The organism is Castellaniella sp. GW247-6E4 (genome assembly GCF_040276065.1).
Lineage (GTDB): Bacteria > Pseudomonadota > Gammaproteobacteria > Burkholderiales > Burkholderiaceae_B > Castellaniella.
Map to the genome: position 1 here is coordinate 372,640 of NZ_JBELOI010000002.1, position 14,944 is coordinate 387,583.

At 65.1% G+C, this 14,944-nt stretch carries 14 protein-coding genes; 3 read left to right on the plus strand and 11 right to left on the minus strand.

All coding sequences use genetic code 11. The annotated features are described in order from the left end of the window. Window positions 1–7 precede the first annotated feature (7 nt). Window positions 8–805 carry a DsbC family protein gene (locus tag ABS761_RS04865; RefSeq protein WP_350406971.1) on the plus strand — a complete coding sequence of 266 codons (798 nt, stop codon included), beginning with the start codon at window positions 8–10 and terminating at the stop codon, window positions 803–805. A gap of 48 nt (window positions 806–853) precedes the next feature. On the opposite strand, the gene ABS761_RS04870 is transcribed toward ABS761_RS04865, so the two are convergent. The 11 genes from ABS761_RS04870 to ABS761_RS04920 form a co-directional block, all read right to left on the minus strand. Next, window positions 854–2,002: an ABC transporter substrate-binding protein gene (locus ABS761_RS04870; protein WP_350406972.1), complete on the minus strand. Its 1,149-nt coding sequence runs from the start codon at window positions 2,000–2,002 to the stop codon at window positions 854–856. 76 nt (window positions 2,003–2,078) lie between these two features. After that, on the minus strand, window positions 2,079–3,818 hold the full coding sequence (locus tag ABS761_RS04875) for a methyl-accepting chemotaxis protein (protein WP_350406973.1): 1,740 nt from the start codon (window positions 3,816–3,818) through the stop codon (window positions 2,079–2,081). Window positions 3,819–3,950: 132 nt separating this feature from the next. Further along, on the minus strand, window positions 3,951–4,706 hold the full coding sequence (locus ABS761_RS04880; RefSeq protein ID WP_350406974.1) for a glucose 1-dehydrogenase: 756 nt from the start codon (window positions 4,704–4,706) through the stop codon (window positions 3,951–3,953). 26 nt (window positions 4,707–4,732) lie between these two features. After that, entirely contained in the window at window positions 4,733–5,755 is a 1,023-nt protein-coding gene (gene galE, locus ABS761_RS04885) for a UDP-glucose 4-epimerase GalE (protein ID WP_350406975.1), read from the minus strand. A gap of 83 nt (window positions 5,756–5,838) precedes the next feature. Next, the gene (locus ABS761_RS04890; RefSeq protein ID WP_350406976.1) at window positions 5,839–6,870 is read right to left on the minus strand and encodes an NAD(P)-dependent oxidoreductase; all 1,032 of its coding nucleotides are present in this window, start codon (window positions 6,868–6,870) and stop codon (window positions 5,839–5,841) included. Further along, window positions 6,867–8,255, minus strand: a complete 1,389-nt coding sequence (locus tag ABS761_RS04895) for a cytosine deaminase (RefSeq protein ID WP_350406977.1) — start codon at window positions 8,253–8,255, stop codon at window positions 6,867–6,869. Before ABS761_RS04895 ends, ABS761_RS04890 begins: the two co-directional genes overlap by 4 nt. Before the next feature lie 7 nt (window positions 8,256–8,262). Further along, entirely contained in the window at window positions 8,263–9,681 is a 1,419-nt protein-coding gene (locus tag ABS761_RS04900) for an amidohydrolase family protein (RefSeq protein ID WP_350406978.1), read from the minus strand. 15 nt (window positions 9,682–9,696) lie between these two features. Continuing rightward, window positions 9,697–10,485 (minus strand): ABC transporter permease, encoded by a 789-nt coding sequence (locus ABS761_RS04905; protein ID WP_350406979.1) that lies wholly within the window; start codon window positions 10,483–10,485, stop codon window positions 9,697–9,699. 70 nt (window positions 10,486–10,555) lie between these two features. After that, the gene (locus ABS761_RS04910; protein WP_350406980.1) at window positions 10,556–11,251 is read right to left on the minus strand and encodes an ABC transporter ATP-binding protein; all 696 of its coding nucleotides are present in this window, start codon (window positions 11,249–11,251) and stop codon (window positions 10,556–10,558) included. A 158-nt stretch (window positions 11,252–11,409) separates the two neighbouring features. Then, a complete protein-coding gene (locus ABS761_RS04915; RefSeq protein ID WP_350406981.1) occupies window positions 11,410–12,507 on the minus strand; it encodes a substrate-binding domain-containing protein in 1,098 nt (365 codons plus the stop codon). A gap of 350 nt (window positions 12,508–12,857) precedes the next feature. Next, window positions 12,858–13,511 (minus strand): thiopurine S-methyltransferase, encoded by a 654-nt coding sequence (locus tag ABS761_RS04920; protein WP_350406983.1) that lies wholly within the window; start codon window positions 13,509–13,511, stop codon window positions 12,858–12,860. Between the two features lie 221 nt (window positions 13,512–13,732). Between ABS761_RS04920 and ABS761_RS04925 the strand changes: the two genes are divergently transcribed. Together ABS761_RS04925 and ABS761_RS04930 are read left to right on the plus strand one after the other, a co-directional pair. After that, on the plus strand, window positions 13,733–14,101 hold the full coding sequence (locus ABS761_RS04925) for a DUF4168 domain-containing protein (protein ID WP_350406984.1): 369 nt from the start codon (window positions 13,733–13,735) through the stop codon (window positions 14,099–14,101). An 87-nt stretch (window positions 14,102–14,188) separates the two neighbouring features. Next, on the plus strand, window positions 14,189–14,944 hold the full coding sequence (locus ABS761_RS04930) for a sulfite exporter TauE/SafE family protein (RefSeq protein ID WP_350406985.1): 756 nt from the start codon (window positions 14,189–14,191) through the stop codon (window positions 14,942–14,944).

A 14,944-nucleotide genomic window follows, 5' to 3' on the forward strand; every position in this document is an offset into this window, starting at 1 on the left:
GTTCATCATGCGTTTTTCTGTCTTGCTGTCCGCGACCCTGCTGGCCGGCAGCCTTCCCGTCTGGGCGCAATCGGCCGATCAGGTGATCGGCACCCGCACCACCCAGGAGGCGTCCCAGGGTGCCGGGGACAAGGTCTTGTCGACCGCGGCGCTCGAGCCGGCCAAGGCGCAGGCGATCCGCCAGCATTTCGAGGCCCGCTTCCCGGGCATCCAGGTGACCCTGGTGCGCGCCTCGCCGCTCGCCGGGATCTATGAGGTCCAGGTCGGGATGGATCTGTTGTATACGGATGCCAACGCCGATTACGTGCTGCAGGGCTCGCTGATCGATGCTCGGGCGCGCAAGGATCTGACGGCCGAGCGCGTCGAGGTGTTGCAGCAGGTGGCCTTCGACAGCCTGCCACTGGACAAGGCGATCAAGCAGGTCAAAGGGAACGGCTCGCGCCAGGTGGCGGTGTTCGAGGATCCGAACTGCGGCTACTGCAAGCAACTGCACCGCACCCTGCGCGACGTGGATGACGTGACGGTTTATACCTTTCTGTTCCCGATTCTGGCGCCGGACTCGACGACCAAGTCGCGCGATATCTGGTGTGCCTCGGATCCGGCGCGCGCCTGGAAGGACTGGATGCTCGATGGCAAGGTGCCGGCCACCGCGCAGTGCGACACACCCATCCAGGAAACCCTGGCCTTGGGCCGCAAGCTCAATGTCCAGGGCACACCCGCGCTGTTCTTTGCCGACGGCACGCGGGTCAACGGCGCCTTGCCGCTCGACGCCCTCAAAAAGAAGCTCGACGCCCTGGGAAGTTGAGGCCGGGCGCCGCCTCGCATCCAGGCGGCGTCCCGTCCGCGCACTCGCTTATTTGAGCAGTGTCCAGGCCCCGTTCTTGACTGTGATCAGTTCGCGGCCGCGCTCGTCGAACCCGCTATGGTCCTCGGGGCTCATGTTGTAGACGCCCTGCGTGGCCACCAGCTCGTGGGTCTGCTCCAGCGCGTCGCGCAGGGCGGCGCGGAACTCTGGCGTTCCCGGCTTAGCGGACTGGGCGGCGATCGGAAGAGCGTGCTGCAGCAGCAGGCCCGCATCATACACATTGGCGCCGAAGGTCGCGGGGCGCTCGCCATACAGGTCCTGATAGCGCTGGATATAGTCCTGGGCGATGGCCTTGGACGGGTTGCTGTCGGGGACCTCGGGCAGCACCAGCATCAGGCTGGCGGCGAGGATGGTGCCCTCGGCGGCCTGGCCGCCCAGTTTCAGGAAGGCTGGCAGCGCGGCGCCGTGGGTCTGGTAGAACACGCCCTGGTAGCCCTGTTGTTTGAGCGTGGTCTGCGGCAGCGCGGCCGCCGCACCGGTGCCCGCGATCAGGATCGCGTCGGGTCGGGCGGCCAGCAATTTCAGGGCCTGGCCGGTGACCGAGCTATCCGAGCGCTGGTAGCGTTCGGAGGCGATCAGGTCTAGGTGATGCTGGGCGGCGAGCGCGCTGAAGACCCGGTGCCAGTCGTCGCCGTAGGCGTCGCCAAAGCCGATGAAGCCGACGGTCTTGATGCCGCGCCGGACCATGTCGCCGACCAGGGCCGTGGCGATGATGTCGGTGTTCTGCGTGGTTTTGAACGCCCATTTCTTTTGGTCGGTCATGGGCAGGACGATGGAGGCCGCGCCCACGGGCGCGAGCATCGGTGTGCCGGACTCGGCGGCGAATTGCAGCACGCTCATCGAGTTGGGCGAGCCGGTCGGCCCGATCAGGGCGTCGACCTTGTCCTCGTTGATGAGTTTCTTGAAGGCCGTGACGGTTTGCGTCGGATCGCTGGCGTCGTCCAAGGCGATGTATTGGATGTCCAGGCCTCCCGCCTGGGTTGGCAGCAGCGGCACGGTGTTCTTTTGGGGGATGCCGACCAGGGCCGTGGGCCCGGTGGCCGAGGCGACCACCCCGATCTTGACTTGGGCGAGCGCCGGCTGGATACCCAGGGCGCTCAGCAGGGCGAGGGCGATTGCAAGGTGTCGAATGGCCACGGCGGTCTCCGGGGAAGAGGCGAAAAGAAACGGCCCGCAGGATGCGGGCCGAAGTCCGATCAAGGTTTGATTGTAATCAGAATTCCGTCCATTCCTCAGCGGCCGGTGCCGGTGCGCGCAGCGCGGCGGGCGCCTGCTGCGGCTTGGCGGTCGCACCGCTCGATGCGGGGCGCCTGGGCGGGGGGCTGACGACTTTTTCGGGTGGCGACGGCAGGCGCGCGGGCGCGGCCTGCTCGGGAGCGTGCGCCTGCGCAGGCGCCGCGCCCGGCGCCTCGCCCTGCCCGCTCAGGCGAAAGGTCGCCACCAGCCGCGCCAGCGCATCGGCCTGCGCCTGCAGGCTGGCGGCCGCCGCCGCCGACTGCTCGACCAGGCTGGCGTTCTGGCGCGTGACATCGTCCATCTGCGTGATCGCGGCATTGACCTCCTCGATGCCGGTGGTCTGCTCGCGGTTGGCCGCGCTGATCTCGCCCATGATGTCGGTGACGCGGTTGATGCCGGTGACCACCTCCTCCATGGTCTTGCCGGCTCGGGCCGCCTGCTCGTTGCCCGCGGCGGTGGCCGAGACCGAGGCGTCGATCAGCGCCTTGATCTCTTTGGCCGCCGAGGCGCTGCGCTGGGCCAGCGCGCGCACCTCGGAGGCGACCACCGCAAAGCCGCGGCCCTGCTCGCCGGCGCGCGCCGCCTCGACGGCCGCGTTCAGCGCCAGGATGTTGGTCTGAAAGGCAATGCTGTCGATCACCCCGATGATGTCGGCGACCTGCTGGGAGGTGGTGTTGATCTGGGCCATGGTCTGCACGACCTGGGCGACGACCGCGCCGCCCTCGGTGGCGATGTGCGAGGCGGAGCTGGCCAGGGTGTTGGCCTGCTGGGCGTTGTCGGCGTTCTGGCGCACGGTGGCGGTGAGCTCCTCCATGGTGGCGGCGGTCTGGGCCAGGGAGCTGGCCTGCTGCTCGGTGCGCGAGGACAGGTCCAGGTTGCCGGAGGTGATCTGGGCGGCGGCCGAGGCGATGGAGTTGGCCCCGCCGCGCACCTCGCCGACGGTGTCGTTGAGGCCGCGCACCATGCTGCCCAGGGCGCGCTCGAGGCTGGCGACCTCGTCCTTGCCCTGGGGCTGGACGTGCTGGCCCAGGTCGCGCCGGGCCACGGCCTCGGCCACCGATACGGCGTGGCGCAGGGGGTGGGTGATCGAGCGGGTGACGCGCCAGGCAAACAGCGGCCCCAGCAGCAGCGCCAGCAGCGTCGCCACCCCCAGAGTCGTCATGCCAAGCTGATTGGCGTCCCGTGAACCGACGAACAACTCGTGGACGACCCTATTTTGGACAGTGCTGAGCTTGTCGATCTCGGCGATGTATTGCTGGGTGAGCCGGGGCATCTCTTTGTTGAAGAAGGTGTCCGCCTTGGCGTATTCCCCGTGGTCGAGGTCCTGAAAGGCCTCGGTCCGGCCCCCGACGTAGAGTTCCTGGGTCTTGAGGACTTGCTGGTAAAGAGCGACCGCCTCGGGTTGGCGGAGCATGGGCGCGAGCGCGTCGCGGATCATGGCGCCTTGCTCGTCGGAGGACACCAGGCCGGTTTTGAAGACGGCCAGTACATCGGGGTTGGTCAGGTTGGCGGCGGCCAGGGCCTGGTTGGCGTTGACCTCGACCTGACGAGCCCATTGCAGGATCAGCGCATTGGCCTTTTGACGCCCCTCCAGGTTCATGTTGGCGGTGTTGCCGTCCAACATGCGCCACAAGCCGATGCCGGACATCGCGACAAGCAAAATGATGATGAATCCGAAGCCCAGCGCGAGCCGGGTGCCGATCTTGATGTTCCTCATGTCGTCCTCATGGAGAGTAGGTCGAACTGTTGCCTCCACGGGTCAACGGCGCCCCGCCGTTTTTCTTTATGTTTCAAGGGCGAATATTTCTGAGAGCGCCTCTTGAGCGGGCGCCGCCTGTGACGGCTGGCCTCAGGCGGTGCGCCCGCCGTCGACCGGCAACTCGATGCCGGTCACCATCGAGGCGGCGTCCGAGGCCAGGTAGATCGCCGCGCCGGCGATGTCCTCGGGGGTGGACATGCGGCCCAGGGGGATCGTCTCGAGGAAGCGCTCGCGGTTCTCGGGGGTGTCCGGCATACCCATGAAGGCCGCGGTCAGCCCGGTGGCGCCCAGCACGGGCAGGATGGCATTGACCCGGATCCGGTCGGGGCCCAGCTCCAGGGCCATCGACCGGGTCAGGGTATTGACGGCGCCCTTGGTGCCGTTGTACCAGGTCAGGCCGGGCCGCGGGCGGATCCCGGCTGTTGAGCTGATGTTGATGATGCAGCCTCCGGCGCCACGTGTGCGCAGGCGGGGCACGAGGGCGCGCGCGGTCAGGTAGATCGACTTCACGTTCACGGCGTAGATCCGGTCGAACGTTTCCTCGTCCACCTCCAGCATGGGCTGGTTGCGGTGGGTGATCCCCGCGTTATTGACGAGGATGTCGGGCGTACCGAAGGAATGGACCGTATCCTCGATCATGCGCTCGACCTGGTCGGCCCGGCTGACATCGCAGAGCAGGGGCAGGGCCTGCTCTGCGAGTTCGTCGGCGATGCGCCGGATGCCATCCGGGCGCACATCGGCCAGCACGATGTGCGCGCCTTCGCGCGCGAAGGCGCGGGCGATGCCTTCGCCAAAGCCGCTGCCGGCCCCGGTGACGATTGCGATCTTTCCTTGCAACAGGTTCATAGCGGCTCCTGGGGTTGTCGGGCGACTCAGTCCGCCTCAGCATAGCCCGCCGGGTTGCCGGACTGCCAGCGCCAGGCGTCCTCCATCATCCGGTCCAGCCCGAGGGTGGCGCGCCAGCCGAGCTCACGCATGGCTTTGGCGGGATCCGACCAGCACTGGGCCACGTCCCCAGGCCGGCGCGGCGCGATCGTGTAGGGCACGGGGCGCCCCGAGGCGCGTTCGAAGGCCTCGATGATCTGCAGCACCGAGTATCCCGTTCCGGTTCCCAGATTCCAGGCATGGATGCCCGGATGCGTCGATAAGAAGCCCAGCGCGGCCAGGTGGCCACGGGCCAGGTCGACCACATGGATATAGTCGCGCACCCCGGTGCCATCGATGGTCGGGTAATCGTCGCCGAAGACCGCGAGGCGCTCGAGCCGTCCGACGGCCACTTGGGTGATGTAGGGCAGCAGGTTGTTGGGGATGCCGTCGGGGTCCTCGCCGATCAGGCCGCTGGGATGGGCGCCGACCGGGTTGAAGTAGCGCAGCAGGGCGATCGACCAGCGTGGATCGGAGGCCACGAGATCGTTCAGCATGTCCTCGACCATCCGCTTGGACTGTCCGTAGGGATTGGTCGGGATACCGATCGGGCAGGTCTCGGGTATCGGCATGTCCGCGGGCGCGCCGTACACCGTGGCCGACGAGCTGAACGCCAGGCGACGGACGCCCGCGCGCGCCATCGCCTGGCACAGGGCGAGGCTGCCGCCGACGTTGTTGTCATAGTAGTCCAGAGGGTGGCGCACGCTCTCGCCCACGGCCTTGAGGCCGGCGAAGTGCACGACCGCCTCGACCGGGTGCTCGGCAAAGAGGCGGTCCAGCAGGCGGGCGTCGCGCACGTCGCCTTCGATCAGTTGGGGTTCGCGGCCGGTGATTTGCGCCACGCGCTGCAGGGATGCCCGCGAGCTGTTGGCCAGGTTGTCCAGGACGATGACCTCTTGGCCCGCCTCCAGCAGTTCGACGACAGTGTGTGAGCCGATGTAGCCGGCCCCGCCGGTGATGAGCAATGCCATGGGAACGTCACGTGAAAGGGGAAATCGCCATCCTAGCAGTTTGCGCCCTGGTGCGCGGCGGCGCCCCGGGCCCCCGCCTGTCGCTAGGCAATGCGGTTCAGTAGGCGTTCCCCCGACATGAGGTTGCGGACGTTGCTCCATTCCAGCCGGCGATTCGTCAAGATGTCGTCGTCGGTGAGCGAGCCGCCCGCCGTGTGCGGCGAGAGCGCGAGGTTTGCCGTCGCGTCCCCTGCCGCCAAGCGCAGCAAGAGATTATCGGGCAGCGTGGGTTCCCAGGACCAGCCGTCTGTTGCGACGCCGGAGAGCCTGCCTGCGCGGTAGGCCTCGGCGACCGCGAGCTCGTCCAGGGTGGAGCTCGCGCCCGCGGAAATCAGACAGGCCCCTGGTTTCATGCCCGCCAGGAAATCGTGCCCGACGGGCGGCCCGTTATCGGCCATGTGCGGCAGCAGCAGGCAGAGGAAATCGCTGTCGGCCCGTATCCGTGCATGATCCGCGTAGTCCACGCCGTACAGCTCTTCGGCCTCTGGCGGCAAGGGCTTGCGCTTGTGGTATAGAACTTTGCAGCCAAATGGCTTGAGTCGCACGGCGAGCTCGCAGCCGACTTCGCCAAACCCCATGATGCCCACCGTGCAGTCCGCGAGGCGTTTGATATCCCGCCGTCCGGTCCAGTTGATGGCAAAGTAGTTGGCGTCGCATCGGCGGGGCGGCAGGTCGTACTCGCCGGGATGCAGCAAGGTGGACTCACAGTCCCTGAACCGCTTGGCCAGTGCCAGGATCTGCATCATCATGTGTTCGGCCACCATCGCGCAATTGCGCAAGGGCCAGTTGCAGACGGGGATGCCCGCCGCCCGCGCGGCCGGCAGGTCGATGTCCTGGGTCATGCGACCCAGGCGCTGGATAAGCTTCAGCCGCTTGGCGCCGTTGATGGCATCCGCGTGGACGGCACCCAGCCGTTCGGTGACCAGGACGTCGATGTCGGGCAGTCGCCTGGCCAGTTCGCCGGGCGTCGGGCGGACGCAGATCTCGACATGGGCCCCGGCCGGCGCGGTATCCAGCGCGGTCTTCTGGTGCCTGGCTTCGCGCGCCGTGGTGAACAGGACTTTGAGTGGCGTCATGACATGTTTCCGGGAGACGGGGCTTGCAGAATGTCGTCCAGTTCCTCATAGGCGGGCAGCGGCTCCGTCACGAGGTGGCCGCGATCCAGGACGATGCGGTCCGATTGCGGCCTGGACAGCATTTCGTTCAGCGAGCGGGCATTGAAAATCACCAGCCGCGCGGCGGCACCGGGTCTCAGCACCCCCTGCTCGAGGCCCATCAGTTGCGCCGCATTGCGCCCGGCGAGGCTCGGCATGTCGGCGATGGGGTGGTCAAGGTGCAGGATGCGCACGGCCTGGCGCAGGGTGTCCAGCATGTCGTTGTCGCCGTATGGGAAGAAAGGGTCGCGCACATTGTCGCCGCCCACGGCGACGGTCAGCCCCGCAGCCTGCATCTCGCGCACCAGCGTGACGCCCCGCCACCTCGGGGTGATGCCGGGGCGGCGGTCTTGCAGATACAGGTTGGCCGTCGGCAGGGTGACGATGCCCACCCCGGCGGTCGCGCACAGCTCTAGAGTCCGCTGTACCTGGGACGGGGCTTGCATGGCGAGGCTGCAGCAGTGCCCGCAGACGACGCGCCCCGGGAATCCGGTGCGCAGCACGGCGCGCGCGACATGCTCGAGCATGCGCGAGGCGGGATTGGCGGTTTCGTCGACATGGAGGTCGACATCCAGCCCACGGCGCGCGGCCTTGTCGAATAGCCGGTCGAGGAACGGGTCGATGCCGGCAGGCATCTCGGTGTCATGGTCGGGCAGGCGCAGGAAGGTGCCCACAATGCCGCCCGCGGCGGCGACGAGATCGAGCAGCCGGTCGCCGAAGGGCGTGTCGTAAACCTCTGCCACCGCCAGGGCAACGGCTTGCAGGGTGATACGCTCGCGCCATTTCCCTCGTACGGTCTGAAAGACTTCCCAGGTTGCCTCGGCTTGCCCCTCGTGTGAGTCCAGGTGGGTCCGGATGGCGGAGGACCCGTGATGCACCGCGCAACGCAGGGCGAATTCCATGCGCCGCTCGATGTCCGCCTGGGTCCAGTGACGCTGCCGGTCGGCCATGGAGCCCTCGCGCGCACCGGCAAAGCTGCCATCCGCATTCCCCGCTCGCGGAATGATTTGGGTCTTGTCGAGATGGGCGTGGCAGTCGAGGAACATGGGCCAGACCTGGCGTCCGGCCAGATCGACCTGGGCGATGCCGCCCTCGTCCACGGACGCGTGGGTTTGCCCGGACGGTCCGATCGCAGTCAGCGTGCCGTCTTCCACTCGAATGTCGAGCAGGGTCGTGCCGTCCTCGTCGCGGCCGTCCGGCATCCGCGTGAAGGCTTCCGGCGTGGTCAGGCACAACGGGACCCGCGCACGCCTCAGGAGGATCCGCCGCGCGGACGGGATGTCTGGATAGCTCGAGACGGGACGCATCGGAGCCTCACAGTGTCCGCCATCGCGGCGTTGCCGCGGGCACATCGGCCCGCTGCCGGATGTCGGGCATGCGCCGCTTGACATCGGCGATGATGGCGGCCTCGTCCATGGTGAGGATCTCGCGGGCTTTGACAACGATCTTGCCATCGATCACGACCGTATGGACATCGGACCCCTGGGCCGCAAAGACCAGGGACGCCACCGGATTCCAGATGGGGGACAAGTGAGGAACGTCGGTGTCGATGGTGATCAGGTCGGCTTTCTTGCCGACTTCGAGCGAACCGACCTGGTCGGCAATCCCCAAGGCGCGCGCGCCATGAATGGTCGCCATCTCGAGGGCGGTCTCGGCGCGCAGGCTGTTGCGGCTCTTGCCACGGGTGCGGGCGACCTGGCAGAGCACGCGCAGGTCTCGCAGAAGATCCATATTGGCGTCGCTGGCCGTGCCGTCGCAGCCCAGCGCCACGTTGACGCCGGCCTCGAGCATCTCGACGACGCGCGTCGGCCCCCAGGCGACCGTCGCGTTGTTGGCGGGACAGTTGGCGACGGAGGTTCCGGTGCTGGCCAGCAGGGCGATGTCCTCGCTGTCGGCCGCCGTGCAGTGTGTCAGGACCGATCTGGGCCCAAGGAGGCCCAGTTGGTAGCCATAGTCCATGTGGCTGCGGTACCCCTGGCTGCGCGCGTATTCGTTGTCGCTCTCCAGTTCCGAGTGATGGATGGTGAGGTGCATGTCGCGATCCCGGGCCTCTGCCGCCACGCGGCGATAGAGCTCGGGGTTGGCCGATTCGTCAGCAGTGCGGCATCCGAACCAGACCTGGATGCGGCCATTTGCCGCGCCGTTCCATTGCTTGTGCGCGGCAAGGGTTTCGGCAATGCCCTGGTCGGGCTCGAACCACGCCGACAGCGGCCAGCCCACTCGGTCGCGATAGGCCGGCGGCACATCCATGACGACCTTGCCCAGCGCCGCACGGATCCCGGAATCGACGCAGACTTGGGCGATGCCGTCAAAGCCGTGATTCGACGACGTCATGGATTCCAGGAAGCTGGTCGTGCCGGATTTCAGCATCTCGAGGATGCAGAGCGAAGCGGACGCCGCCCCGTCCTCGGGGGTCATCGTCCCTTCCATCGGCAGGACCAGCCGGTAGAGCCAATCATGGAAGCTGTCGGAGGACGCGTTGCGCTCGCCGAGCGCGCGAAACATCGCCTGGCTCAGGTGGACGTGCGTATCGATCAGTCCCGGCGAAATAATGTGATGGCTGTAATCATGCACCGGAAGGTCCGGGAAATCCGTCCGGATCTGGTCGGTTTTTCCAACGCCGACGATGGTGTCGCCGATGACGGCCACCGCACCGTCCGCGATGACGCGTCGTTCGCTATCAATCGTGATGACGAGTGCATTGCCGAAAATGAAACCCGTGTTTCCCGCCAACTCGGCCTCCTTGATTTACTGAGTGTCGGCCCATTTGCCGACGAAGAGCTTGGACATCCAGCCGAATACCAGGAACACGCTGACCCCGAGAGCCGACGACAGGATGATCGCGGCAAACAGCTCGGCGCCTGCCAGTTCGCTGGAATACTGGCGGATCATCTGTCCGATGCCCACTTCGCCACGGGCAAAGAAGAAATCCCCGACGATGGCCCCGACGACCGAAAGGCCCGCCGAAATGCGCAGGCCGGCGAAGATTGCCGGCAAGGCCGCGGGAAACATCAATTTGCGCAGGCGCACCCAGCGGTTGGCGTTATGCAGCGTAAACAAGTCATGGGCGCCGGCCTTGGCGCTTTGCAGGCCGAACAAGGTGTTGACGATGATGGGGAATAATGAAATCAGCACGCAGACGATGATCCGCGAGGTTTGGCCGAAGCCCGCCCAGAAGGAGATCAGCGGAACCAGCGCCAGAATGGGGATTGCCTGCAGGGCCACCATGTAGGGAAACAGTGCGCGTTCTATCAACGGCGTCTGGCTCATGGCGATCGCGATCGAGAATCCGATGGCGGTGGATATCAACAGGCCGATCACGGCCACCCGCGTACTCGACCACAGGCTCTGGAGCAGCACGATGAGGACCTCTGGATCCGCAAAGCCGGCTGTCCACACATCATGCGGCGGGACGAGCAGGAATCGCTTGCTGGGTTCCAGCATGACATAAGAAATGAAATACCAGACCGCCAGGATGAATACGCCGAACACGATCCCTGGCAGGATATTGCGCTTGAAGTTGCTTAATGTGCTCATTGGATGTCTCCGATGTTTCGATTCCCGGGCCGTTCTGCGACGGATTCCGAGGTCTGTTCCGGGCCGTGGTTCAGGCGGCCCTGAGCTTTTCAGAGATCTTTGCGCATAACTGCCCAAATTCCGGCCCGTACCGAGTCTCTTGGGTGCGTGGATAGGCATACGGGACGTCGAATTCCGCGATGATGCGTCCTGGGCGGGCGGACATCACATAGACCTTGGTGCTCATGTAGACGGCTTCCGAGATGGAGTGCGTGATGAAGAGTCCGGCGAACTGCTCTTTCTGGAACAGCCGCTGGGTTTCATCGTTCAGGTGTTCGCGCGTGATCTCGTCCACGGCGCCGAACGGTTCGTCGAACAGGAAGATGGACGGCTGCATGGTCAGCGTGCGTGCAAGCGACACACGCATCTTCATGCCGCCCGACAGCGCCTTCGGGTAATGATGCTCGAAGCCTTTCAGGCCGACGAGGTCAATGGCCTTTCGGGCGAGCTCCTGTTGCTTTGCCTTGGGATACCCGTGCAGTTCGCACAGCAGCGTCACATTCTGGAATGTGGTGCGCCATTCGAGCAGCGTGGCGTCCTGGAAAACATATCCGATGTTTTCGCGGTTTACCTGTACGTCGCCGGACGACTTCTGCATCAGGCCCGACGCGATGCGCAGCAGCGTGGACTTGCCGCAGCCCGAGGGGCCGACGACGCTGACGAATTCTCCTTTGTTCACATCGAAGGTCACATCCTGTAGGGCTTCCGTCCCGTCTGGGAAGGTCATGCTGACGTTTCGAAATGACATCCCCGGCGCTGGACTGCTTTCGGCGCCGCCTCGAGTCTGAGACATCTAGATTCCTTCGTACTGTGGCTTTACAGGGCATATGCGCGCAATGCATGGGTGGGAGCCGCCGGCTTGCGGGGCTCCACGAAGCCCAGGGCTCATTGCGGCAGACCTATGGCGGGGTCGATGAACTGGTTGGTCAGGAGCTTGTCCGCGACGAGGCCATCGGGAATCTTTTCCCCCCCTAATCGCATGTTGTCGATCAGCTCCTGGATTCTCGGGGGATCCATGTCTCCGATCGTCTTGTTGCTGCCATTGGACATGAGGCCATATTTCAGAATGGCTTCGTGAGCAACTTTGGCGCGCTGTTCGCTGTAGGTCCAGAAATCGCGAAACTGCGAGACCGTGTCCACAATGATGTGGTTTGCCCGGTCGGGGGAGGCCAGGTAGTCCACGATCGCCTGTTGCCAGACCGGGATGAGCTGCTTCAGGCAAGGCGACAGGGCGTCGAGCGCCGATGGCTTGACGGATACGGCCGCGAAATACGGCTTGTAGCCGGCGTCGTGCAGCAGTTGGAATTGGATGGGTTTCTTCCACGCCTTGAACTCGTGCTCGTATAAATACGGCTCGTTCGTCGCGGTGCCCTGTTGCGCGTACTTTCCGTCGGCGGCAATGAATTGGGTGGGCGAGCCGTCATACGATTTATCGACCAGGTCTTTCCTCATCAGGCCGCTGGCGATCAGCCAACTGGAGTACTTTGCCCAGGGCGATATGTTCACGATGATATTGTTTTTGCCCAAGTCGGCAATCGTATGGACATCGGGGTAGGTGGCGGGGTCCCACATGAACAGTATCGGGCTCTTTTCCCAGACCGCCATGATGGTCTTGACGGGGGTCGCGGAATATAACGAGATGGCGATGTCGGTCGATACCATGCCCGCATGGATTGAATCATCGGTGTACATGACGGAAGGCACCGGCATATTGCCGATCGCGGGCCCGCCGGATCGCACCTCGACCTCTATCCCCGTCGGTTGGCCCTGCGAAACGAGCGATCCCCGTACTTTCTTGTTCTTGGCGTCGACCTTGTAGTCGTCCCCCAGCAGTTGGTATTCCGGGCCGTGCTCTGCCTGGGGATACCAATCCATCTGGATGACAAAGGGCGAAGGGCATACCTTCGACAAGTCTGTTGCGGCAAATGCCGAGGTGCCGCCAAAGGCCAGGCTGGCGGCCAGCACAGCGGTTTGGCGGAGCAAGAATGACGATGGCCTGCGTCCCTGCATGTTGAGTCTCCTTGGGTCGTTCATTTATGTTCCTTGCATCGATCGCAGCGATGGGAGCTTTGATCCTCAAAGGAATTTTGTATACCAAGAAAGATAGCAAGCTTCGGCTTTGGTGTCTAGTGGCGCGTGTCGGGGCCCGCATCCATGACAGCAAGGTATGACCTTTCAGCGTGCGCTTTTCCGGGTGATGCATCCGGTAGCTCATGCAGGGCTGTATTCTTTGTATACAAAATACAATTCGTCATATATTGACAAATGAAACATGGGGGTTTTCGAGCGCCGTCCGGCCATGTCGCGCCGCCGGCGACGAGCGGCGGCGGGGTTCAGGCGCTCAGCCGGTAGGCCGAGGTGCTCAACCGGTCGATGCCGCGTTCGGCGAAGCGGGGCTCCTGCTCGAGGATATCGCGGGTTTCGAGCCTGTCGATGCGCCAGCCCGGCGTGTATAGGCGTTGGACCTCCTCGTCGCTGACGGCGAACGGCGGGCCGTCCATCTGGGCCTGGGGGTAGTCCAGTGTCAGCAGCAGGCCGCGGCACCCAGGGGGCAGGCCGCCGTAGACGTGGGCCACGTAGTGTCGCCGCATGTCGGCGGGCAGCGCGATGAGTGCGGCTCGGTCATAGCAGCCGGTGCACTCGGCCAGTGTCGCGGCGTCCAGGTCGAAGATGTCGCCGCAGATGAACTCGATGCGCCCCGCGACATAGTGGCGCCCGAGGATCGAGTCATGGATCGAGGGCGTCAGTCCGTGTTCGGTGAAGAATTGCTCGACGGCGATGGTCGAGAGCTCGATGGCCAGTACGCGATGGCCTTGCTCCGCCAGCCAGGCCACGTCCAGCGATTTCCCCGCCAAGGGGACCAGCACGCGGCTATCGGCGGGCAGGCAGAGGGCGGGCCAGTGCTTTTGCAGCAGGGGCATGACCCGCGTTTGGTGAAAGCCGGTCTGGCCCTGGCGCCAACGCTGCTGCCAGAAATCCTTGTCCATCCCAATACCTCGCCTGGAAATGTCATCTGGTGTCGTGTCTCGCCACGGTCATGTGCGGGTGAGACCATAGCAGTGTAGCGGCTGGCCGCAGCCTTGTCCCGCCCGCCTGCCGTGGCATGCCGATACAGGATCACACACAGCGAAACTTGAGCCGAGGCGGGGGCTTGGGCCATGATGAAAGCACTGTTCAATTTGCCTCGGGAGGTCGTATGAACCAGGCTATGAAAGCATTTCTGGCGTGTTCCGTGATCGCATTGGGCTTGGTCGGCCCGATCGCGGTTGCCCAGGACGGGGCCGGCGCGCGCGCCAGGGCGGCCCAGGACGTCATCGCGCAGCCGAGCGAGGAGCAACTGCGGCGCTATGCGGGCGCGGTCAAGAAAGTCAGCGCGGTGGCCGCCGAGTACCAGCCCCGCCTGCAGGAGGCCCGCAGCGAGCCGGAACGCCAGGCGGTGCGCATCGAGGCGGACCGGAAAATGGTGGCACAGGTCGAAGCCGGTGGCATGGGCGTGGACGAATACAACGGGATCAGCCGCGCCGTCCAGCGGGATCCCGAATTGCGTCGGAAGGTCGAGTACCTGGTCAATCAATAGGGCGGCCCGGGGCGGCGCCCGGCGCGCGGGCGTCCGAAGGGTTCTCGGGCTACGATAGCGGTCTGATCGACTTCGCCTGCCCGCCCGATGCTTCCCGTCCTGGATCCTTTGTTCTATGTGCTGGCCGTGCCGGCGGTGCTGCTGGCGGGCATCTCAAAAGGCGGTTTCGCGGGCGGGCTGGGCATGCTGTCCGTGCCGCTGATGGCACTGGCGATCTCGCCCATGCAGGCGGCCGGCATCATGCTGCCTATCCTCTGCGTCATGGATGTGACGGGCTTTCGCATCTGGGCCCATCGCTGTGATCGTGCCTTGCTGCTGCGCCTGCTGCCCGGGGCGCTGATCGGCATTCTCGTCGGCTCGCTCAGTTTTCATTTCGTCAGCGACGCCATGCTCAAGCTGATGGTGGGTGTGCTGGCGCTGGCATTCACCTTGAATCACTGGCTCAAGGGACGGGTGCGTCCGCTCGTGCGCCTGCCGCCAACGGCCAGTGCGACCTGGTGGTCCGGATTGTCCGGGTTCACGAGTTTCATGGCGCATGCGGGTGGCCCGCCCATCATGATTTATCTGCTGCCCCGCCAGCTCGACCGCGCCGTGCTGGTGGGCACGGCGACGATCTATTTCGCGGTCGTGAACTACGCCAAGTTGCTGCCCTATGCCCTGCTGGGCGAGCTCGATCTGCAGAATCTGAGCACCTCGCTGGTGTTGGCGCCGCTTGCCGTGGTGGGCGTCAAGCTGGGCGCCTGGCTGCATGACCGCATGGACCCCAAGGTCTTTTTTCGCTTGTTGTATGCCTTCCTGTTTCTGACCGGACTCAAGCTGTCCTGGGACGGGTTGGGTTTGTAG

What these genes read in the sequence shown, in the direction of transcription:
- ABS761_RS04865 (WP_350406971.1), top strand. Translation starts at nt 8, where the DNA reads ATGCGTTTTTCTGTCTTGCTGTCCGCGACCCTGCTGGCCGGCAGCCTT.
- ABS761_RS04875 (WP_350406973.1), bottom strand. Translation starts at nt 3,818, where the DNA reads ATGAGGAACATCAAGATCGGCACCCGGCTCGCGCTGGGCTTCGGATTC.
- ABS761_RS04880 (WP_350406974.1), bottom strand. Translation starts at nt 4,706, where the DNA reads ATGAACCTGTTGCAAGGAAAGATCGCAATCGTCACCGGGGCCGGCAGC.
- galE (WP_350406975.1), bottom strand. Translation starts at nt 5,755, where the DNA reads ATGGCATTGCTCATCACCGGCGGGGCCGGCTACATCGGCTCACACACT.
- ABS761_RS04890 (WP_350406976.1), bottom strand. Translation starts at nt 6,870, where the DNA reads ATGACGCCACTCAAAGTCCTGTTCACCACGGCGCGCGAAGCCAGGCAC.
- ABS761_RS04895 (WP_350406977.1), bottom strand. Translation starts at nt 8,255, where the DNA reads ATGCGTCCCGTCTCGAGCTATCCAGACATCCCGTCCGCGCGGCGGATC.
- ABS761_RS04905 (WP_350406979.1), bottom strand. Translation starts at nt 10,485, where the DNA reads ATGAGCACATTAAGCAACTTCAAGCGCAATATCCTGCCAGGGATCGTG.
- ABS761_RS04910 (WP_350406980.1), bottom strand. Translation starts at nt 11,251, where the DNA reads ATGACCTTCCCAGACGGGACGGAAGCCCTACAGGATGTGACCTTCGAT.
- ABS761_RS04920 (WP_350406983.1), bottom strand. Translation starts at nt 13,511, where the DNA reads ATGGACAAGGATTTCTGGCAGCAGCGTTGGCGCCAGGGCCAGACCGGC.
- ABS761_RS04925 (WP_350406984.1), top strand. Translation starts at nt 13,733, where the DNA reads ATGAAAGCATTTCTGGCGTGTTCCGTGATCGCATTGGGCTTGGTCGGC.
- ABS761_RS04930 (WP_350406985.1), top strand. Translation starts at nt 14,189, where the DNA reads ATGCTTCCCGTCCTGGATCCTTTGTTCTATGTGCTGGCCGTGCCGGCG.